Raw genomic sequence first — 20,767 nt, 5'->3', positions numbered from 1 at the left:
GTGCAAAAAATTGTTCAGTTTATAAAAGGTAAATTTTATTTTTTCTGTGCCTTTATTTTAAGTAAAGGCATTGTTTTTTTTGCACCGTTATTTCTTGCCGAGATATTATCTAAAGAAGATTTTGGCGTTTTAGAGTATGCTTTAGCAGGACTAGGAATGATATTAAATACGCTACTTGGGCTAGGGGTATCAGGTGCGTATCCTTACTTTAAATTAAGAGAAAAAAACAGCGATTTAAACAATGCTTTTAGTTTACACTATATTTGGTTTTTATTATTCTTTGTAGTTACGCAAATAGTGTATTATGGTTTAGGGTTTTCTATTCAATATTATATTGCCTTAAACGTTGCTTATGTGGTAAGCAACCAAGTATATATATCGACACAACTTAAAACCAACGAACGTATAACACCAGCTGTATTGCTAGATTCTGGCGTATATATTAGCCTTTTAATTTTTGGTGTTTTAGCGTATTTTAATATATTACCATCTAGCATAGCTACCTTTAGTTACATAGTTTTAGCTTATGCATTTTTGTATGTGTTTTATGCTATAACACAATTTAAAACTATAGACAAAACAAATATATTAGCTAATTATATAACTGTTTTAAAATACAGTATACATGTTGTATTGGGCGGGCTTTTAATTTACTTTATAACAGTTTCTGGACGTTTACTTATTGAATATTTTTTAAAAGATTTTGAGTTAGTAGCTATATATGCTTTTTATTTTAGATTATCTGCTGTTATTGTAATGATATACCAAATAATTAATATAGCGTTCTTTAAAAAAATGTATGAGTTTGAACCTAAAATTTTAGATAAATACTTTGCTGTATGTTTTGTTATACTTTATGGTATAGCTATCATATCCTTTTTTATAGCTACTTTTATATTACCTTATTTTTCTAGTTTTTATACAAGTACAATAACAGAATATAAATCTGTATATTACTTATTATCTGCTCAAATGGTGTTTTGGATTGCTACAGCATTGTTGTCTAATATTATAGATAGAGAAAAATTAGCAAGTAAAAACAATCCCTTATTTTTAATACTAGTTTTAGTTTTTTTAGCCATATTATTTGTTTTAAGATCTCAATTAGACTTAAAACTTTTTATTGGTATTCATTTATCTGTAATAGCACTGGCTTCTTTAATTCAAATATTTACGTTAAGAAAAAAAAATATTTATTTTAAATACTCGTTTATCGTATTAGTTAGTATTTTTTTAATTAACATAATAACCATTAAAGTATTCTTTTAATTGAAAGCAGTCTTTAATTTTTTAAAACAATACAATAATGCTTTTATAATAAGTATAGTTTTAGGGTATATTATATGGTTTGCGTTTTATATAATCATTCCTGTACAAACGCAAAGCCTATCTTTCCAGACTGTATCTTTTATAATTTGCGCTACACTAAGTCTTATACTAGGATATTACAGTATAAAGCAAAAACATAAACCATCAGTACATACAAAGCAAAAAAACTATTTCTTGCTGATATCTCTTTTGGCAATATTAGGTCTAGGATTTAGATATTTTGACTTATTTTATTTTAGACAATTAAGCTTAAATAACCCATACTATTTAAATAAATCTATAAGCATTAAAGCAGTATCACAAAGCAATCTTATAGTCTTAATTATAGCCACTTTAAGAATATTAAGTCCAATACCTGTTTTATATTTAATCGTAAATCAATCTAGAGAAAAAAAGAACTGGATTATAGCTACAATTATTATAGCTATAAGTACCATAGAAATGGCTTTGTATGGTACCAGAAAACCATTATTTCATTTGTTTTTATTAATCCTAATAACATATTACTATAGTAATAGAAAGCCAATACAAATAAATTTAAAAACTGTACTAATAGCAAGTATTTCTGTTACTTGTTTAGGCATGTTTTCTTATGTAATCTTAAATAAAAGATTAAACGAAAGAGAACAAACTAATGATAAGCTTATAAACGTTGTTGACTCTAGGTATAACGATTTTGTTAAAATCGAAGATTATAAGATTGAAGCCTTTAAAAAACAACCTAATAGCTTTTTTACCAACGCAGAAATATTGTTTATTCATACAGGACAATATGTTATACATGGCTTTTATGAGCTAGATTATATTGTAAAAAACAATTTTTCTCATGCAAAAGGAGTTTACTCTTTTAATCCAATATTTAAGCTAACCAATCGCTTAAAACTAACTAATACAGAATTAAATACACAAAAAAATCATCCAAGAGGCTATGTGTATACATCGTTTTTTGGTTCTCTTTTTATAGATTTTGGTTGGTTTTCATTAGTGCCCATATTTTTATTTGGTGTATTTCAAAAAACAATATTCTTATTAAGCCAGCATCACACTATAACAAAAGTGTTTTTTATTATTTTACTTTCAGTTAACCTCACATTGCCTATTTTTAATTTGTTATCAGGATCAGGCCTTTATTTATTTATAATGTTGACTATATTTTCAATATATTGCTATTTAAAGAAACTTGATAGATTATAATAAGATTGTAAGTTCAGTAAATAATAATATATTTGTACTACTTTTTAATGAAGCAAAATGAAAAAAGCGTTAGTACATGACTGGTATTATGTCAATGGAGGAGCAGAAAAAGTAATACATTCAATAAACAACATTTGGAGTGATTTTGATCATTTTGCGTTAGTTGATTTTTTAAATGCAGCAGACAGAGATTTTATTTTGAAAGGGCAAAAAGTTAACACAAGCTTTATTCAAAAATTACCAACTGCAAAATCCAATCATCGTAAATTTTTGCAGTTTTTCCCCTATGCTGTAGAACAGTTCGATCTTAGGGCGTATGATTTAATATTAAGCTCTTCTGCATCAATAGCAAAAGGAGTGTTAACAAATCAAAATCAATTACATATTTGCTATTGTCATTCTCCAATGCGTTATGCATGGGATTTGTATCATCAATATTTAGAAGATGCTAATTTAACAAAAGGGCTAAAAGCTATATACGCCAAATACGTCTTAGGTAAGATGAGACAATGGGATATAACATCATTAAATCGAGTAGACGAGTTTATTGCAAACTCTAACTTTATAGCAAAACGAATAAAAAAAGTATATAACAGAGACGCTACTGTCATTTACCCACCTGTAGATGTAGAAACATTTACTCTAGATGTAAATAAGGAAGATTATTTTTTTACAGCGTCTAGAATGGTACCTTATAAAAAAATAAAGTTAATAGTTAAGGCATTCAATGATATGCCAAATAAAAAGCTAGTAGTATCAGGAGATGGACCAGAATTTAATGAGATAAAAAAAATTGCAAAATCTAATATTACTCTATTAGGCTTTACATCAAAAGAAGAGTTAAAAACACATTTACAAAAAGCTAAAGCGTTTGTATTTGCTGCAGAAGAAGACTTTGGAATTCTACCTGTAGAAGCACAGGCGTGTGGAACACCTGTAATCGCGTATGGAAAAGGCGGGCTATTAGAAACAGTAATAGATCAAGAAACAGGATTGTTTTTTTACGAACAAAGCATAATGGCTATAAAAGATGCTATAAAAAGATTTGAAAGACTTAACTTAGACCACAAGCTAATAAGCAAACATGCTTCTAAGTTTTCTAAACAACGCTTTCAAGAAGAAATGCAACAATTTATTATTAAAAAATATACAGAATTTAAAGAAAGATAACTTTTGAAAACAACCTCAAAAGAACGATACTCTGGTTTGATAAAACCTTTTATAGCTTTAATAGACATCATATTGATACTATTAGCAGCTAAAAACATTCTCTTTACTGCTACTAATAATAAACTAAGCTACTTAGGGTTAGTGGTTTTAATATGGTTCTCGTCAGCACTTTTTTCTCATTTTTATGAAGTGTACCGTATAACAAAGCCCATTAAAATTTTATCTTTATTAATTAAGCAAATATCATTATTTGGAGTATTTATATTTGCAATGTCAGGATACTTAAAAAACCTTCAGTTATCTACAAATACGATTCTTGATTTTTTAAGAATAGTATTTATAAGTGTTTCTTTTGTAAAAATATCTGTCTATTATTTTTTAAAAAAATACCGAAAGTATTATAATGGAAATTATAGAAACGTTGTTGTTTTAGGTAACAATAAACAATCTAAAACTTTAGAAACTTTTTTTAATACGCAATTAGAATATGGGTTTAAACACTTAAAAACATTTTCTGTAAAAGAAAAAGAAGATATTAAACTTTGCTTTGAATACGTATTACAAAATGATGTTAATGAGATTTATTGTTCTATATCTTCATTATCCGATAAAGAAATTTTAGATGTGATATCTTTTGCTGATAATAATTTAATAACCTTAAAGTTTATGCCAGACACTAAAAATGTAATTTTTAGAAACTTTAAGTATGAATATTATAATTATATTCCTATCTTATCACTAAGAAATATCCCATTAGACGACTCTTTAAATAAACTGGTAAAACGATTATTTGACATAATATTCTCTTTATTAGTAATACTTTTTGTACTATCGTGGCTAACACCAATAATAGCATTATTAATTAAATTAGAATCTAAAGGACCTATTTTCTTTAGTCAGTCAAGAACAGGAATTAATAACAAACAATTTTTTTGTTATAAATTTAGATCAATGACTGTTAATAAAGAATCTAATACTATTCAAGCAACCAAAAACGATAAAAGAGTAACCAAAATAGGTAAGTTTATTAGAAAAACAAGTATAGATGAATTACCACAATTTTTTAATGTTTTTTTGGGTAATATGTCTGTAGTTGGTCCTAGACCTCACATGGTAAGTCATACAAATAAGTATGCCAAAAGCGTTGATAAATTTATGGTAAGACATTTTGTAAAACCAGGTATTACAGGTTTAGCGCAAGTAAGTGGCTTTAGAGGCGAAATAGAATCTAAAGCAGATATAATAAATAGAGTAAAATATGATATTTTTTATATCGAAAATTGGTCACTTTTATTAGACTTCAAAATTATTTTTCTTACCATTAACAACGTATTTAAAGGAGAAGAAAAAGCCTACTAAATAAATGAACTATAAAGCAAAAATAATTAAACGTATTTTCGACTTTATTTTAGCATTTATTTTAATTATTATTCTGTTTTTTGTTATAATATCACTTATGCTTTTAGCAACAATCGATACAAAAGAGAAAGGAATATTTACGCAAAAACGAATAGGTTATTTAGGAAAACCTTTTATAATTTACAAAATAAGAACCATAAAAAAAACGACACAGTCGGTATCTAATTTTGGTGCGTTTTTAAGAGAAAATAAATTAGACGAATTACCTCAGTTATTTAATATTTTAATAGGAGATATGAGTTTTGTTGGACCAAGACCAGATGTTCCAGGTTTTGCAGATAAATTAAACAAAGAAGATAAAATTATTTTAAGTGTAAAACCTGGGTTAACAGGTCCCGCATCCTTAAAATTTAAAAACGAAGAAGCTCTGTTAAAAACACTAACAAACCCTCAAAAATATAATGAAGACGTAATTTGGCCTCAAAAAATAGAAATAAATAAAAATTACATTAATAATTACAGTTTTTTTAAAGATATTTATTATATCTGTAAAACATTATTAAATTGAAAAAAGATAATTATATATGGCTTTCGCCACCAGATATGGATGGTAAAGAACTAAGCTATATTGAAGAGGCTTTTACAACAAATTGGCTTACAACATCAGGCAATAACATCAATGCATTTGAAACCGAAATGCAAACATTTTTAAACACTAAAAAAGAAGTTGTAATGCTTAATTCTGGTACCTCTGCCATACATTTAGCGCTAATTCAACTAGGGGTTAAAGAAGGAGATGAGGTACTTTGCCAAAGTCTTACATTTGTAGGTTCTGTTAATCCAATACTGTATCAAAAAGCAAACCCTATTTTTATAGATAGTGAACCAGAAACCTACAACCTTTGTCCTAAACTATTAGAAGAAGCTATAATAGATAGGTTGCATAAAGGAAAACAACCCAAAGCAATAATCGTTGTACATTTATATGGCGTGCCAGCAAAAATGGATCACATTATTACTATCTCAAAAAAATATAATATACCTATAATTGAAGACGCAGCAGAAGCTTTAGGTGCCACGTATAAAAAACAACATTGCGGAACATTAACAGATTTTGGTATTTTTTCATTTAACGGGAACAAAATTATTACAACCACTAGCGGAGGCGCTTTAATTTGTAATAACAAAAAATTAAAAGCTCAAGCTGTAAAATTAGCAACACAATCTAAAGAAAACGAGCAATTTTATCAGCACAAGCAAATAGGATACAATTATAGAATAAGCAATGTATTAGCTGGTATTGGAAGAGGACAACTTAAAAGTCTTAACGCTAAATTATTAGCCTTAAAAGCAAACCACTTATTTTATAAACAACTATTTGCATCTTCAGTAAATATAGAACTAGTCAGTAAATATAACCCTAATATCCAGCCTAATTATTGGTTAAATTATATTAGAGTTAGAAAGGAATCAAAACGCACAAATTTTGAGATTTTAAAACATCTAGAAGCAAGAGGAATACAGGCTAGGCCTATATGGAAACCAATGCATTTACAACCACTATTTAAAAATAATAAGTTTTACGGTAACCATGTTGCCGAAGACCTTTATCAAAACGGTTTATGTTTACCTTCGGGATCTAATTTAACATTGTCAGATAAAAAGAGAATTAAAGAAGCTTTACATTTATTTTTATAGTGCTAAACAAGGCTTTTCTATCAATAAAATAAAAACAAAACAGAAAATAATCCTTTATATTTGTTGTTAAATAATTAACATAAAAACTCATAATTAATAAAAATTCATGAAGATAGCCGTAATTGGTACAGGTTATGTAGGTTTAGTTACCGGAACATGCCTAGCAGAGACAGGAAATGAAGTTTTATGTATTGATATTGACCAAGAAAAGGTTAATAAAATGCAAAATGGAGAAGTTCCAATTTACGAACCACATTTAGATGTACTTTTCGAAAGAAACATTAAAGCAAATAGACTAAGATTTTCAACAAGTCTAGAAGAAGGATTAGAGCATGGAGATATTATTTTTCTTGCTTTACCAACACCAGAAGATGAAGATGGATCTGCAGACCTAAAATATATTTTAGGTGTTGCAGACAATATTGGTAAACTAATCAAAGATTATAAAGTAATCGTAGATAAAAGTACAGTGCCTGTAGGTACTTCAGATAAAGTAAAAGCTGCTATAGCAAAACATGCAAAAGTAGAATTTGATGTAGTCTCAAACCCAGAGTTTTTAAGAGAAGGATTTGCTGTAGACGACTTTTTAAAACCAGAACGTATAGTAGTTGGATCTAGTAGTGAGCGCGCAACAAAACTTATGGAAAAACTATACAAACCATACGTTAGATCTGGTAATCCTATTATTATAATGGACGAAAAATCTGCCGAGCTTACTAAATACGCTTCAAATTCCTTTTTAGCAGCAAAAATCACGTTTATGAACGAGATAGCTAACTTCTGTGAAAAGGTTGGAGCAGACGTAGATAAGGTTCGTATTGGTATGGGTACAGACTCGCGTATCGGTAAACGATTCTTATTTCCTGGTATTGGTTATGGCGGATCATGTTTCCCGAAGGATGTAAAAGCCTTGCACAAATCAGGTTTAGATAATAATTACAACTTCAAAATTTTGGATGCTGTAATCAATGTTAATGCTAGACAAAAACTGGTATTAATTCCTAAAATAGAAAACCATTTCAACAATGATTTAAAAGGAAAAAATATTGCTATTTGGGGATTAGCTTTTAAACCAGAAACAGATGATATTCGTGAGGCGCCTTCATTATATATGATTGAAGAATTATTGTCTCAAGGAGCTAACATTACAGCATTTGATCCAGAAGCTATGTCTAATGTAAAACGTAAGCTAGGCACTAAAATTAATTTTGCTAATTCTATGTACGAAGCGTTAAAAGACGCAGATGCTTTAGTAATCTCTACAGAATGGAGTATATTTAGAACTCCAGATTTCTCTAAAATGAAAGATCTTATGGTAGGTCATACCATTTTTGATGGGCGTAATTTATACGAAGTTAAAGATGTTGTAAACGAAGGTTTTAAATACATATCAATAGGCAGGTAAATGAGTCAAAAAAGAGTTTTAATTACAGGTGCTGCAGGCTTTTTGGGTTCGCATTTATGCGATAAGTTTGTAAGTGAAGGTTATTTTGTTATCGGCATGGATAACTTTATTACTGGTGACTCTAAAAACATAGCACACCTTACAGGAAACTCTAATTTTAGATTTATAGAACATGATGTAACCAATTACATTAATATAGAAGGAGATATAGATTATATACTTCATTTTGCATCACCAGCAAGTCCAATAGATTACTTAAAAATTCCTATTCAAACCTTAAAAGTTGGTAGTTTAGGTACGCATAACTGTTTAGGATTAGCACGTTCAAAAGGTGCTAGAATGCTTATTGCATCAACATCAGAAGTATACGGAGATCCTTTAGTTCATCCTCAAACAGAAGATTACTATGGGAATGTAAATACCATTGGTCCAAGAGGTGTTTATGACGAAGCTAAACGCTTTCAAGAAGCCATTACTATGGCATATCATAGATTTCATGGCTTAGAGACAAGAATAGTTCGTATTTTTAATACATATGGTCCACGTATGCGACTTAACGATGGTCGTGTTATACCTGCATTTATGGGACAAGCCTTACGTGGTGAAGATTTAACCGTTTTTGGTGATGGCTCTCAAACACGTTCGTTTTGTTACGTGTCAGATCAAGTAGATGGTATTTATAGATTACTTTTAAGCGATTACACAAATCCTATAAACATTGGTAATCCACATGAAATTTCAATCAAAGATTTTGCAGAAGAAATCATCCAATTAACAGGTACAGATCAAAAAGTGATTTATCAAGATTTACCAGTAGACGATCCTATGCAACGACAACCAGACATTACAAGAGCTAAAGATATTTTAGGTTGGGAACCAAAAGTTGGCAGAGCAGAAGGCATGAAAAAAACTTTCGAATATTTTAAAAGTTTAACTGAAGAAGAGCTTTACAAAAGCGAACACAAAGACTTTACTAATTACCATAAATAAATAGTTTATGGAGTTTAAACGCGGTAGATATTCTTGGTTGTTAAGACCATTTTTGGTGCTTTTTGACATTTTTGTCATCAATCTTTTTGCGTTTTATATTTTCAATTTTAATGAAGAAAATTTATACTTTTTTTCTTCAGCGTTATTAAATAATAAGCATTTATTATACATCTTTTACTCAACTATCGCTTGGTTAATGTCTACATCATTAATCAACTTTTATGGTGTATATAGATATACCTCTGTTCTTAATATAATTTCACTTTTAATCAAGCAATTTTTTGTATTTGCTATCATTGTATTTGCTTTCATAGGGATATTTAGAAGTATAGATATCCAAGCTTTTACAACATTAAAATACCTTGTTTACAGTTTTGCTTGTATAGCTTTTATTAAACTAATTAGTTTTTATGTTTTGAAGAGTTTTAGAAGCTATTTAAACGGAAACGTAAGACGTGTAATTATAATCGGTAAAAGTGAAGGCGCATTAGAACTTAAACAGCTTTTTGAAATAAAAAAAGAGTTAGGATACCAGCTAAAAGGGATGTTTGCTAACTCTAAAAATCTAAATGAATTTACAGGAAATATAGAGCAAAGCTTTCAATTTTTAAATGAAAATTCTGGCATTGACGAGATTTATTGTTCGATTGACGAGCTTACAGAAAATCAAGTTAATAAATACGTTAAATACGCCAATTTGCACCATTGCAATATCAAGTTTATTCCCAAAACCAATAAATTAATAACAAAGCGATTAAAAACCGATTATTACAATTACTTACCTGTTTTATCTATGCAGGAAGTCGCTTTAAATAATAGTTTTAATAAATTGGTTAAGCGTACTTTTGATGTTTTGTTTTCGTTATTTATAATAGTTTTTATTTTATCATGGTTAACGCCGCTATTATTCATTTTAATAAAACTAGAATCTAAAGGACCTTTATTTTATAAGCACATACGTAACGGGATTAACTATAAAGAGTTTGATTGCTATAAGTTTAGATCCTTAAGAGAAACTAAAGAAGTTAAAGGGACATACGTCACTCAAAATGATAACAGATTAACCACAATTGGTAAATTTTTAAGAAAAACAAGCATAGACGAGATACCTCAATTTTATAACGTTTTAAAAGGCGATATGAGCGTTGTAGGACCAAGACCACATATGTTGTCTTACACAGAAGATTACTCGAAAAAAATAGATAAATATAACTTCATTTTTAGACACAATGTAAAACCAGGAGTAACCGGTTTAGCGCAAATAAAAGGGTATAGAGGAGAAGTTAAAAATGATGAAGACATTATAAACCGAATTAAATACGATAACTTTTATATCGAAAATTGGTCACTAGTTTTAGATTTAAAAATCATTTTTCAGACTACAATTAATATTTTTAAAGGACAAAAACAAGCCTATTAATGCAACCTTTAGTGTCTATTATTACTCCAATGTATAATTCAGAAAAATTTATTCTGAAAACTATTAATAGCGTTGTGGATCAAACCTATTCTAATTGGGAATTGTTGCTTATAGACGATGGTTCAACAGATAATACCATTCAAATTGTTGAAGGTTTTAAGCAGAAATATTCTAATATCAAACTACTTCAAAACTCAAAAAACTTAGGTGCTGCACAATCCAGAAACAAAGGAATAATCGAAGCTAAAGGCGATTACATCGCGTTTTTAGATGCAGATGATTTATGGAAACCAAACAAACTAGACCTACAAATTCAATTTATGCAAACCCATAATTGCGATGTCAGTTTTTCTAGTTACGAGCAAATCGATGAAAACGGTAAACCGCTAAACAAATTAGTACAAGCCATACCAAAACTTACGTATAATAAATACATAAAAACAAACTACATCGGCAACTTAACAGGTATGTATAATGCCAAAACTTTAGGCAAAATAACAAGTCCAGATTTAAGAAAAAGACAAGATTGGTTATTATGGTTAGCTGCAATTAAAAAGTCAAGCAAACCAGCGTTAGGTATACAAGAATCTTTGGCGTATTATCGTGTTAGGCAAAATTCAATGTCTTCTAATAAAATAGAATTACTTAAATACAATTACCTAGTCTATAAAAAAGGCTTAGGATTTAGTACTTTAAAATCACTTTATAGAATGCTTATTTTTCTTTGGGAACAATTTATGGTAAAATCTAAGTTGATTGTTTCTACAGAGAAGAAATAAACTGCTTCAACTTTCCACTGTTTTGACGTTGTAACATGTTTTTTTGTTCAAAAACTAACTTAAGATTTGGTTCTAAATATTTATCAACCGCGTGTTGTACAGCTTGTTTTTGCTCATTGGTTAATTCGTTTTCAGCAACATAACTAATTAAAAAAGAGTCCAATTGGGTTTGTTCTATGACAAACTCTTTAACGTTGGCTTTTGTATCCATCACGGTTTTAGTGACGTAATAAAAGGTCAATCCTGCTGAGGTTTTTCCACTAGGCAATTTAATAATATCACTAGTTCTACCTGTTAATTGCTCTAAGATGGGTTGTTGCAATGTGCTAGCAGTAGATAAACGTCCAATGTCACCAAGTTCGTAACGTATAAACGGATGCGCACGATTAAACAAATCAGTAATTACAACTTTTCCTGTGTCTCCGTAAGGTAAAGGTTGGTTATTTTCGTCTAAAATTTCAACGTATAAATGGTTACTATTAACTAACCATTGCTTGTCTTTGTTTTGAAAAGCGATTAAACCTAATTCTGCAGCGCCATATTCGTTAACAATTGGTATATTAAATTGTCTTTCAAGTAATTTTTTGTCGGCTTCAAAAAGCATTTCAGAGGTTACAATACACACATTTAAGCTTGGACAAATGTCTTTTAAAACAATCTTTTTTCGTTCTAAAAACTTAGCAAATTGTACAATACTACTCGTGTAACCGTTAATGTAATTAAATTTAGTCTGCTTAAATTTTTTCAAAACAGTTTCTAAAGCGTCATCACTCAAATCAAACACTGAAAAACGAAAACGATTACCCAACCAATCTTTTAAACGCTCTTTGTAATAGCTTTTTTTATCTAGCGGAATACCATAAAAACGTGCCTGTTTAGACGTGTTTAAATCAATATCATACCAAGCATAACGTTGCATAAACGTAGCCCAAGTCATCGCATGTGCAAAGTTGTCTTTGGCAAAGCTAAAAGGCGTACCCGAAGAGCCAGAAGTTTTATGTTGATGTACCGTTTTTTCGGTGTATTTGTTAGACAAACGATCTTTTAAAGGTTGCTGTAAATTAGCTTTGGTTAACACAGGTAATTCGTTCCAATTATTAGAGTCAATACTGTTACATAACTCTTGATAAAATGGCGTGTTTTCTAAATGAAATTGCACAATACTGCGTAATTGTCTACTTAGAAAATTAGCATACGCTTTCTCGTCATAACTTTCAATTAAGCGCAAGGTTTTTTTAGCTTCCTTTATCGGGAAACCTTTAAGACGTAAAGACCATTCAAATCGTTTCAAAAGGTTGAATTTTAAACTGTAAAATAAAGAAATAAAAACTATCTGATTAAATCCTAATAGAATTCTTTTAAATAATTATTTTTGTGCCAAACAACACAACAATCAACTCATGAATATTTTAGTATTAGGTTCTGGCGGAAGAGAACATACAATAACTTGGAAATTAGCGCAAAGCGAAAAATGTGGTAATCTTTTTGTAGCACCAGGAAACTCTGGAACAGCAAAAATTGCTAAAAATGTACCAGTTTCGGTAACCGATTTTCCTGCAATAAAAGATGTAGTACTAAACAACAATATAGAGATGGTTATTGTTGGACCTGAAGATCCTTTAGTGCAAGGTGTTCATGATTATTTTTTAGCTGATGAAGAACTTAAAAACGTCGCTGTAATCGGACCGCAAAAAGCAGCAGCAACATTAGAAGGCAGTAAAGAATTTGCTAAAGAATTTTTATTTAGACACAATATTCCTACTGCAGCATACCAAAGTTTTAACGCGCAAAATGCAGAAGAAGGCTATGCGTTTTTAGAGACTTTAAATCCGCCTTACGTATTAAAAGCAGACGGATTAGCAGCTGGTAAAGGTGTTGTGATTTTAAATGATTTAGATGAAGCTAAAGCCGAACTAAAAAGTATGCTTGTAGACGCTAAATTTGGTGATGCGAGTACCAAAGTTGTTATCGAAGAGTTTTTAGACGGCATAGAATTAAGCTGTTTTGTTTTAACCGATGGTAAAAACTATAAAATACTTCCAACAGCAAAAGATTATAAGCGTATTGGAGAAGGTGATACAGGTTTAAACACTGGCGGAATGGGAGCAGTGTCTCCAGTACCATTTGCAGACCAAACGTTTTTAGATAAAATAGAAAACCAAATTGTAAAACCAACTATTGAAGGTTTACAAAAAGACAATTTGCCATACAAAGGGTTTGTGTTTATTGGCTTAATTAAAGTTGGTGACGATCCAAAAGTAATAGAGTATAACGTGCGTATGGGCGATCCAGAAACCGAAGTAGTTTTACCAAGACTTAAAAACGACTTTGTCGTTTTGATGGATGCTATTGCAAATCAAACATTAGATAAAGTTACTTTAGAAGTAGATCAAAGAGCAGCAACAACAATAATGTTAGTGTCTGGCGGATATCCTGAAGCTTACGAAAAAGGAAAAGAAATTTTTGGAGTAGAAAAGCCTACGGATTCTATTTTATTTCATGCTGGTGCACAAGAAAAAGACGGTAAAATAGTAACGTCTGGCGGACGTGTTATGGCGGTAACTAGTTATGGAGAAACTTACCAAGAAGCCATAAAAAAATCTTACCAAACTATAGAAAATAATCTAAAGTTTGATAAGATGTATTATAGAAAAGATATTGGTTTCGACTTATAAATAAGAATGAGACGAAATACTTTTATCTTCTTCGTTGTTGTTATTAAACTTTTTTAATTGTCCCATCCAATAAACAAATGCAACAAAACCAATGATCATAAATAACCAGTTCATTATGTTTGCTGCCCACCAGTTTTCTAACTCTAATTCTCTTAAAGCGTCTAATGGAGCAAATAAAACGTTAACAAATAAATCTTGTATTGCGTAAAAAAAATCTTTCATGATTGTATATTTATACAGCAAAAATACAAAAAGAGTTAATGATTACAACAATTTTTAGTAAATCCAAACCAATTAATTTTTTAATAGTGTTTTGTGTGCTACTTGCTTCACTTTTAATATTAGAATTTAAGTATGCTCACAGTCTATCGGTAAATTATGGTTTAGGTACTAAAATAAGCATGTTTTTAATAGTGTTTTTTTCAGTATTATTGCTTCATTTTATTGTTGTAAAAAATGGTCTATCACAGCAAAGTAATATAGAACTTTTAGTGTTTGCTTTATTTGTTTTAGCAGTACCACAAACATTTATATCTTATAAAATTATAGTTTCTAATATGTTTATTTTGATGGCTTTACGCCGAATGATAAGCATTAGATCTAAAAAAGAAATCATTAAAAAATTATTCGATTCTGGATTTTTAATTGGACTAGCTAGTGTGTTTTATTTTTGGTCCATATTATTCTTTCCGTTAATCATAATTTCACTATTGTTTTTTTCTGAATCTAAAGCGAAATATTATTTTATTCCGGTGTTAGGTTTAGCAACTTTAGTTGTCATTTTGGCTGCAGTTTCAGTAATATTTTATGGTGCTATTTTTTCAATTTTTCCTCAGAAAATAGCCTTCAACTTTAATTATACAACGTATAATTCTTATCAACTCATTGGTGCAATAACAATTTTATTGTCTTTTGGCTTATGGTCTTCTGTATTTTATTTAACAACTATTAAAAAGAAAATGAGAAGTTACAGACCATCCTATAAAATTATGTTTGTTGCTTGTATGTTAGCGACTGCAATTGCTATAATTACTCCAAATAAAAACGGTAGTGAGATGATATTTTTATTCGCGCCTTTATCTGTAATTATAATGAATTACATTGAAACGATTACAGACAATTGGTTTAAAAACTCATTTTTAGCACTATTAATCATAGCGCCAATTGTGCTGTTATTGCTGTAGTTTTTCTCCAAAAGCTAAGTCGCCAGCATCTCCTAAACCAGGTACAATATAGCCTTTATCATTTAATTTATCATCTACAGTAGCAATCCATAAATGAGCATCTTTAGGTAGATGTTTTTCTAAATACTCAACACCTTCTTTAGCACCAATAACAGCAAAAATGTGTAAGTTTTTAGCAGTCCCAAAAGGTTGTAAAGCTTTGTAGGTAGCCACTAAAGATTGTCCAGTTGCTAGCATCGGATCTGCTAAAATCAATGTTTTGTTATTTAAGTCAGGACAGGCTAAATATTCAACAACAATTTCAAAAGATTCTGGGTTATCTAAATGATGTCTGTATGCAGAAATAAAAGCATTCTCAGAAGCATCAAAATAATTAAGTAATCCGTTATGTAAAGGTACGCCAGCACGTAAAACAGAGCATAAAACAATATTGTTGTCATGAGTTTTAACTTCCATTTCAGATAAAGGTGTTGTTATTTTTTTAGAAGAAAACTCTAAGGTTTTGCTCATTTCATAACTTAAAATTTCACCTATACGTTCAATATTTCGTCTAAAACGCATACTATCTTTTTGAACAGAGACGTCTCTAAGTTCAGCTATAAATTGATTTAGGATAGAGTTTTTTTCAGATAAATTATGAACAATCATGACTTAATTATTAATATGAATTACAAATTTATTATTATTTGTAAAGCCTTTTAAGGTATGACTCATTTTTATTTTTAAAATGTGTAATTTTACAGTCTTAAATTACAAAATATGTTTACAGACAAAGCCAATAAAATTTTTCAAGACGTTATAGAAAAATACCATGTTATCAATACCGTAGACCAACCGTTTACAAATCCTTATGACAAAAAATCTAACCTTTTAGAACACTTGTTATACCGTAAATGTTGGATTGATACCGTACAATGGCATTATGAAGATATTATTAGAGATCCACAAATAGACCCAGTAGCAGCTTTAAAATTAAAAAGACAAATCGATGCCTCTAACCAAGATAGAACCGATATGGTAGAGTATATTGATAGTTATTTTTTAGAAAAATATAAAGACGTAACACCTAAAGCAGACGCAACTATAAATACTGAAAGTCCTGCTTGGGGAATAGATAGATTATCAATCTTAGCATTAAAAATCTATCATATGCACGAAGAAGCAACTCGTGAAGATGCTACGGATGTACACAAAGAAGCTTGCCAGAAAAAACTTGACGTATTATTAGAGCAACGTGTAGATTTAAGCACAGCAATAGATACGCTTTTAGACGATATTTCTAAAGGTGATAAATACATGAAAGTGTATAAGCAGATGAAAATGTATAATGATGATGAGCTTAATCCTGTGTTAAGAAACCAGAAATAATTTCAATTTAATTATAAGTTGAAATGCAAACAACACAACACATTTTAGTTATACGTCTCTCTGCAATGGGCGACGTTGCTATGACAGTTCCTGTGTTGAGGGCATTTACACAACAACATCCAAAGGTCAAGTTAACGGTGTTAACTAGACCTTTTTTTGCGCCTTTTTTTAAAGACTTAAACAATACTTCGGTTTTTATTTTTGACGAAAAGCAAAAGCATAAAGGTGTTTTTGGGTTGTATAAATTATACAAAGAACTAAAAGCCCTAAATATTGATAAAGTTGCCGATTTACACAACGTTTTACGTACCAAAATTTTAAAGTTATTTTTTTACGGAAAGACGTTTGAGCAAATTGATAAAGGTAGAGCAGAGAAGAAGGCACTGATAAATGGTGACAGTTTTAAACCCTTAAAAACAACCCATGAAAGATACGCCGATGTGTTTAGAAAATTAGGCTATTCTTTAGATTTATCAAACCCAAGGTTTCCTGAAAGAAAAACGCTTCCTAAGTTAATTATAGAGCAAGTACAACCATCAAAAAAACAATGGATAGGTATTGCACCATTTGCTCAGTATCCTTCAAAAATGTACCCTTTATCAAAAATGAAAAACGTTGTTAATGCTTTAGAAGAGCAATACAATGTATTTTTATTTGGAGCCAAAGCTGAACAAAAGCAATTAAGTGAATTGTCAAGTTCAAAAAATGTTTTAAATGTTGCAGGATTACTAGATTTTGAAGATGAATTAGATTTAATTTCCAATTTAGATTTAATGGTTGCTATGGACTCTGGTAATGCCCATTTAGCAGCCATGTTAGGTGTAAAAGTATTGACAATTTGGGGTGTAACTCATCCTTATGCTGGTTTCTCAGCGTTTAATCAACCGTCAGATTATCATTTATTACCAGATAGAAATACATTTACTAAAATACCTACCTCAATTTATGGTAATAAATATCCAGAAGACTATAAGGATGTTGCAGGAAGTATTGCTTCAGAAGAAGTTATAGAAAAAATTCAATCTATTTTAAAAGCATAGAAAAAGCCTCAAGAAATTGAGGCTTTTTAGATTTTACTACTAATTCATATTAATATTATCCCTTAAACTAACACATATGTAGCATTTTAATCTTTAGCTAATTTATGGCGATTAGTTTAAGAGCTTCAAAATTGTAATTAATGATTTAAAGTGTTCGATAAAACGCAACATAAACCGATAAAACGCTTAAATATCATCATAATCAACAATAATCTTTGCAGAAACTGGATGTGCTTGACATGTTAAGACTAATCCTTCGGCAACTTCATTATCTGTTAAAATATTGTTTTGTCTCATTGTTGCTTTACCTTCTTTTATTCTTGCTAAACAACTGCTACAAATACCACCTTGGCAAGAATAAGGAGCGTCCAAATCCTGCTCTAAAGCAGCTTCTAAAACAGATTGTTGTTGTGACATGGTAAATGTTTTTTCTTCATCATCAACAATTACAGTTATAGATGTTGTTCCGTCAGAGATTTCTTCTACGTCTTCTACAGAGACTGAAGAAGTTGTTGTAAATAATTCAAAAAAGACTTTGCTATCTTCTATATTATTTTCTGCTAATACATCTTTTACGGTATTAATCATACCTTCTGGTCCGCAAAGGTAAAATGCGTCAATATTTACATCTTTGTATTTATTCTTAACAATAAAGTTGACTGTGCTTTTTTCAATACGACCAAATAGCGCATCTTTTTCTTGAGATTGACTGTATAAAAACTGGATAGTTAATCGGTCGCTATATTTATTTTGAATATCTAAAAGGTCGTTTAAAAAGATAGTGTCTTTTAATGTCTTGTTACCATAAACTAAGACAAATTTACTGTTTGGCTCTTCTTCTAAAACTGTTTTTAAAATACTTAAAACCGGTGTAATACCACTACCTGCAGCAAACGCAGCTATGGTTCTAGTTTTTGAAGTGTCAGGTGTAAAGGTAAAACGACCTTGTGGTTGCGCAACGTCTAAAGTATCGCCAACTTTTAAAACTTGATTTGCGTATTTAGAAAATGTTCCGTTTTCTACTTCTTTAACAGCTACGGTTAAGTTTCCGCTTGACGGAGAAGTACACAAAGAATAATCGCGTCTTACTTCTTTACCATCTATATCTGTTTTTAAAGTAATGTATTGTCCTGCTTTAAATTTATATTCTTCCTTTAAATGGTTTGGCACATCAAAAGTTATAGATACACATTGATCTGTTTGACGTGTAATATCTTTAATATTTAGTGTATGAAATTGAGACATAGTTTTAAATTTTAATGCAAAAATAATGAAGCCTAAACGGAAAGTGGTCTGTTTTATAAAAAATTAATACCTAAGTATATTATGCATAAGAAAATTATGTATATTTGAATCATGGCAAATTCTAAATTATATAAAGGTAGTTTAACTACAATTATTTTAAAGCTTTTAAATGAAAGTGATAAAATGTATGGATATGAAATTACCCAAAAAGTAAAAGAAATTACTAAAGGAGAACTTAAAATTACAGAAGGCGCATTATACCCTGCGCTTCATAAATTAGAAGCAGATGGTTTGTTGGAAGTTGAGATGAAAAAAGTTGATAATCGTTTACGTAAATATTATAAACTTACAGAAAAAGGAAACAAAGAAACCGTTAATAAATTAAACGAATTACAAGAGTATATAAAAACCATGCAGATTTTAGTTAATCCTAAATTTGGTTTAGAGTAATGAAGAAGTTAAGTAGAGAAGAAATAAAATATATAGACAATTACTTAATCAAATCTAAGGTTAAGTATTGGGATGTGCGTATTGAACTATTAGATCATATTGCATCTGCAGTAGAAGAAAAAATAGAAGAAGAAGGAATTTCATTTAACGAAGCTTTATTAGAAGTACATCAAAGTTTTGAAAATAGTACAGAGGTTTACGGTAGGTATCATGGTAAACTATTAAAAGAAGGATTGTATGCAGATAATAATGGCTTTAAAAAATTTGAAAGACAAAAACAGAAAAGTATAGGCCGAAAACTAAGAAAAGCACATTGGCAAGAATTGAAAAACTTAATGTTTACGCCTAAGTTTTTATTAGAGTTTACAGCTTTTGGCATTATTAGTTACTATGGTTTTAATTTTTATCCTAAAGTGTCAAGTACATTGGTTTTAGGACTACTAATGTTACCATTATTTTTTAGCGCTTTACACTCAATAAAGGATAAGGTTTCAAAACGGTCTTTAAATATTACAATGTCTTCTGGTATTATAATGTTGGCATGGAGTTTATACAATATGGTTTTTCAGTTGTTTGTAATGCTTAATAAAGACCTAGACAATAAACCATATTATATATTATTTATAGCAGCAATATTACTTTACCCTATCATGAGGTCTAGTACAAATACTTACCTTAAGTATTATAACAAATACAAAAGTATATTTTTTAAATTAACTAATTAGATTTTGAAAGTAACACCATCACAATTACAAGATTTATACGCCTTTACAAGAAATCATTATGTATATCATTACGATTTACAAACAGAGCTTGTAGACCATTTAGCTAATGATATTGAAACTATATGGCAAGAAAACCCTAAGCTGTCTTTTGAAGAAGCAAGAGATCAATCTTTTAAAAAATTTGGTGTTTTTGGTTTTATGGATGTGGTAGAGCAACGCCAAAAAGCTATGAATAAGCGCTATTACAAATATTTATTATCAGAACTTAAACAATGGTTTACAGTCCCTAAAATAATAATAACCGCAACTTTATTTGTTACTTTTTTTACACTACTTCAAACAAGTTATGCTAAATATTTTTTCTTTATAATATTTGGTGTATTGGCAATTTGGACATTATTTAGAAGTATACAGCTTAATAGAGAGTTTAGAAAAAGAAAAGAGATATCTAGCAAAAAGTGGTTGTTAGAAGAGCTTATTTTTAAACAAGCAGGAAGTATTGGTATAATTTTTTTATCTCAATTTTATAATATCTCAATGTGGAGTGATGTTTTTGTGTCTAATACCAAATTAGTTTTATTAACTGCAGCAATTTTTACACTCTTATATTTAGTTAATTATATAAGCTTTAGAGTTATACCAGATAAAGCAGAAGAGTTGTTAAAAACAACCTATCCTGAATTCAGTTTGTAACAAATCTATAAACTTAGCTACCAATACATAAACCAAACCAAAA

General features: G+C 29.7%; 21 protein-coding genes. 17 read left to right on the top strand and 4 right to left on the bottom strand.

Annotation, left to right across the window (positions count from 1 at the left end; all coding sequences use genetic code 11):
• The 10 genes from INR78_RS05270 to INR78_RS05225 all read left to right on the top strand — a co-directional run bounded on the left by INR78_RS05270 (nt 1) and on the right by INR78_RS05225 (nt 11,344).
• Nucleotides 1–1,269: a lipopolysaccharide biosynthesis protein gene (locus INR78_RS05270; protein WP_223077768.1), complete on the top strand. Its 1,269-nt coding sequence runs from the start codon at nt 1–3 to the stop codon at nt 1,267–1,269.
• Entirely contained in the window at nt 1,270–2,523 is a 1,254-nt protein-coding gene (locus INR78_RS05265) for an oligosaccharide repeat unit polymerase (protein WP_223077767.1), read from the top strand.
• Nucleotides 2,524–2,580: 57 nt separating this feature from the next.
• Nucleotides 2,581–3,693, top strand: a complete 1,113-nt coding sequence (locus tag INR78_RS05260; RefSeq protein WP_223077766.1) for a glycosyltransferase — start codon at nt 2,581–2,583, stop codon at nt 3,691–3,693.
• Between the two features lie 3 nt (nt 3,694–3,696).
• The gene (locus tag INR78_RS05255) at nt 3,697–5,052 is read left to right on the top strand and encodes an undecaprenyl-phosphate glucose phosphotransferase (protein ID WP_223077765.1); all 1,356 of its coding nucleotides are present in this window, start codon (nt 3,697–3,699) and stop codon (nt 5,050–5,052) included.
• 4 nt (nt 5,053–5,056) lie between these two features.
• A complete protein-coding gene (locus INR78_RS05250; protein ID WP_223077764.1) occupies nt 5,057–5,620 on the top strand; it encodes a sugar transferase in 564 nt (187 codons plus the stop codon).
• Nucleotides 5,617–6,750, top strand: a complete 1,134-nt coding sequence (locus INR78_RS05245) for a DegT/DnrJ/EryC1/StrS family aminotransferase (RefSeq protein ID WP_370632524.1) — start codon at nt 5,617–5,619, stop codon at nt 6,748–6,750. Before INR78_RS05250 ends, INR78_RS05245 begins: the two co-directional genes overlap by 4 nt.
• Before the next feature lie 106 nt (nt 6,751–6,856).
• Nucleotides 6,857–8,155 carry a UDP-glucose/GDP-mannose dehydrogenase family protein gene (locus tag INR78_RS05240; RefSeq protein ID WP_223077763.1) on the top strand — a complete coding sequence of 433 codons (1,299 nt, stop codon included), beginning with the start codon at nt 6,857–6,859 and terminating at the stop codon, nt 8,153–8,155.
• A complete protein-coding gene (locus INR78_RS05235) occupies nt 8,156–9,145 on the top strand; it encodes a UDP-glucuronic acid decarboxylase family protein (protein WP_223077762.1) in 990 nt (329 codons plus the stop codon). It abuts the gene before it with no gap.
• Nucleotides 9,146–9,152: 7 nt separating this feature from the next.
• A complete protein-coding gene (locus INR78_RS05230; protein WP_223077761.1) occupies nt 9,153–10,565 on the top strand; it encodes an exopolysaccharide biosynthesis polyprenyl glycosylphosphotransferase in 1,413 nt (470 codons plus the stop codon).
• Nucleotides 10,565–11,344: a glycosyltransferase family 2 protein gene (locus INR78_RS05225; RefSeq protein ID WP_223077760.1), complete on the top strand. Its 780-nt coding sequence runs from the start codon at nt 10,565–10,567 to the stop codon at nt 11,342–11,344. Before INR78_RS05230 ends, INR78_RS05225 begins: the two co-directional genes overlap by 1 nt.
• On the opposite strand, the gene INR78_RS05220 is transcribed toward INR78_RS05225, so the two are convergent.
• Entirely contained in the window at nt 11,328–12,635 is a 1,308-nt protein-coding gene (locus INR78_RS05220; protein ID WP_223077759.1) for a phenylacetate--CoA ligase family protein, read from the bottom strand. The two genes, INR78_RS05225 and INR78_RS05220, sit on opposite strands and share 17 nt — an antisense overlap.
• Nucleotides 12,636–12,744: 109 nt before the next feature.
• Between INR78_RS05220 and purD the strand changes: the two genes are divergently transcribed.
• Nucleotides 12,745–14,019 (top strand): phosphoribosylamine--glycine ligase, encoded by a 1,275-nt coding sequence (gene purD, locus INR78_RS05215; protein ID WP_223077758.1) that lies wholly within the window; start codon nt 12,745–12,747, stop codon nt 14,017–14,019.
• Here the strand turns inward: purD and INR78_RS05210 are convergent.
• On the bottom strand, nt 14,014–14,241 hold the full coding sequence (locus tag INR78_RS05210; protein WP_027879293.1) for a hypothetical protein: 228 nt from the start codon (nt 14,239–14,241) through the stop codon (nt 14,014–14,016). The two genes, purD and INR78_RS05210, sit on opposite strands and share 6 nt — an antisense overlap.
• A gap of 38 nt (nt 14,242–14,279) precedes the next feature.
• Between INR78_RS05210 and INR78_RS05205 the strand changes: the two genes are divergently transcribed.
• Nucleotides 14,280–15,203: a DUF6427 family protein gene (locus INR78_RS05205; RefSeq protein WP_223077757.1), complete on the top strand. Its 924-nt coding sequence runs from the start codon at nt 14,280–14,282 to the stop codon at nt 15,201–15,203.
• Here the strand turns inward: INR78_RS05205 and upp are convergent.
• Complete coding sequence (upp, locus tag INR78_RS05200; RefSeq protein ID WP_223077756.1) at nt 15,192–15,851, bottom strand: uracil phosphoribosyltransferase; 660 nt, start codon at nt 15,849–15,851, stop codon at nt 15,192–15,194. The two genes, INR78_RS05205 and upp, sit on opposite strands and share 12 nt — an antisense overlap.
• A gap of 111 nt (nt 15,852–15,962) precedes the next feature.
• On the opposite strand from upp, the gene INR78_RS05195 reads away from it, so the two are divergent.
• Together INR78_RS05195 and INR78_RS05190 are read left to right on the top strand one after the other, a co-directional pair.
• The gene (locus INR78_RS05195) at nt 15,963–16,571 is read left to right on the top strand and encodes a DUF4254 domain-containing protein (RefSeq protein ID WP_223077755.1); all 609 of its coding nucleotides are present in this window, start codon (nt 15,963–15,965) and stop codon (nt 16,569–16,571) included.
• 23 nt (nt 16,572–16,594) lie between these two features.
• Entirely contained in the window at nt 16,595–17,611 is a 1,017-nt protein-coding gene (locus INR78_RS05190; RefSeq protein WP_255593125.1) for a glycosyltransferase family 9 protein, read from the top strand.
• Nucleotides 17,612–17,797: 186 nt separating this feature from the next.
• On the opposite strand, the gene INR78_RS05185 is transcribed toward INR78_RS05190, so the two are convergent.
• Complete coding sequence (locus INR78_RS05185; RefSeq protein WP_223077754.1) at nt 17,798–18,856, bottom strand: ferredoxin--NADP reductase; 1,059 nt, start codon at nt 18,854–18,856, stop codon at nt 17,798–17,800.
• 111 nt (nt 18,857–18,967) lie between these two features.
• Between INR78_RS05185 and INR78_RS05180 the strand changes: the two genes are divergently transcribed.
• The 3 genes from INR78_RS05180 to INR78_RS05170 are packed head-to-tail and all read left to right on the top strand — an operon-like array spanning nt 18,968 to nt 20,724.
• Entirely contained in the window at nt 18,968–19,306 is a 339-nt protein-coding gene (locus tag INR78_RS05180; protein ID WP_027879287.1) for a PadR family transcriptional regulator, read from the top strand.
• Entirely contained in the window at nt 19,306–20,031 is a 726-nt protein-coding gene (locus tag INR78_RS05175; RefSeq protein WP_223077753.1) for a hypothetical protein, read from the top strand. The genes INR78_RS05180 and INR78_RS05175 overlap by 1 nt, the downstream gene beginning before the upstream one ends.
• 3 nt (nt 20,032–20,034) lie before the next feature.
• The gene (locus INR78_RS05170) at nt 20,035–20,724 is read left to right on the top strand and encodes a hypothetical protein (RefSeq protein WP_223077752.1); all 690 of its coding nucleotides are present in this window, start codon (nt 20,035–20,037) and stop codon (nt 20,722–20,724) included.
• Nucleotides 20,725–20,767: the final 43 nt, after the last annotated feature.

This window comes from Mesoflavibacter sp. SCSIO 43206, assembly GCF_019904215.1.
Classification (GTDB): domain Bacteria; phylum Bacteroidota; class Bacteroidia; order Flavobacteriales; family Flavobacteriaceae; genus Mesoflavibacter; species Mesoflavibacter zeaxanthinifaciens.
This window is presented reverse-complemented; position numbering and strand designations above follow the sequence as displayed.

Excerpts from the sequence above, each read along its gene's own strand:
- INR78_RS05260 (WP_223077766.1), top strand. The coding sequence starts at position 2,581 with ATGAAAAAAGCGTTAGTACATGACTGGTATTATGTCAATGGAGGAGCA.
- INR78_RS05250 (WP_223077764.1), top strand. The coding sequence starts at position 5,057 with ATGAACTATAAAGCAAAAATAATTAAACGTATTTTCGACTTTATTTTA.
- INR78_RS05240 (WP_223077763.1), top strand. The coding sequence starts at position 6,857 with ATGAAGATAGCCGTAATTGGTACAGGTTATGTAGGTTTAGTTACCGGA.
- INR78_RS05235 (WP_223077762.1), top strand. The coding sequence starts at position 8,156 with ATGAGTCAAAAAAGAGTTTTAATTACAGGTGCTGCAGGCTTTTTGGGT.
- INR78_RS05230 (WP_223077761.1), top strand. The coding sequence starts at position 9,153 with ATGGAGTTTAAACGCGGTAGATATTCTTGGTTGTTAAGACCATTTTTG.
- INR78_RS05225 (WP_223077760.1), top strand. The coding sequence starts at position 10,565 with ATGCAACCTTTAGTGTCTATTATTACTCCAATGTATAATTCAGAAAAA.
- purD (WP_223077758.1), top strand. The coding sequence starts at position 12,745 with ATGAATATTTTAGTATTAGGTTCTGGCGGAAGAGAACATACAATAACT.
- INR78_RS05210 (WP_027879293.1), bottom strand. The coding sequence starts at position 14,241 with ATGAAAGATTTTTTTTACGCAATACAAGATTTATTTGTTAACGTTTTA.
- INR78_RS05205 (WP_223077757.1), top strand. The coding sequence starts at position 14,280 with ATGATTACAACAATTTTTAGTAAATCCAAACCAATTAATTTTTTAATA.
- upp (WP_223077756.1), bottom strand. The coding sequence starts at position 15,851 with ATGATTGTTCATAATTTATCTGAAAAAAACTCTATCCTAAATCAATTT.
- INR78_RS05195 (WP_223077755.1), top strand. The coding sequence starts at position 15,963 with ATGTTTACAGACAAAGCCAATAAAATTTTTCAAGACGTTATAGAAAAA.
- INR78_RS05190 (WP_255593125.1), top strand. The coding sequence starts at position 16,595 with ATGCAAACAACACAACACATTTTAGTTATACGTCTCTCTGCAATGGGC.
- INR78_RS05185 (WP_223077754.1), bottom strand. The coding sequence starts at position 18,856 with ATGTCTCAATTTCATACACTAAATATTAAAGATATTACACGTCAAACA.
- INR78_RS05180 (WP_027879287.1), top strand. The coding sequence starts at position 18,968 with ATGGCAAATTCTAAATTATATAAAGGTAGTTTAACTACAATTATTTTA.
- INR78_RS05175 (WP_223077753.1), top strand. The coding sequence starts at position 19,306 with ATGAAGAAGTTAAGTAGAGAAGAAATAAAATATATAGACAATTACTTA.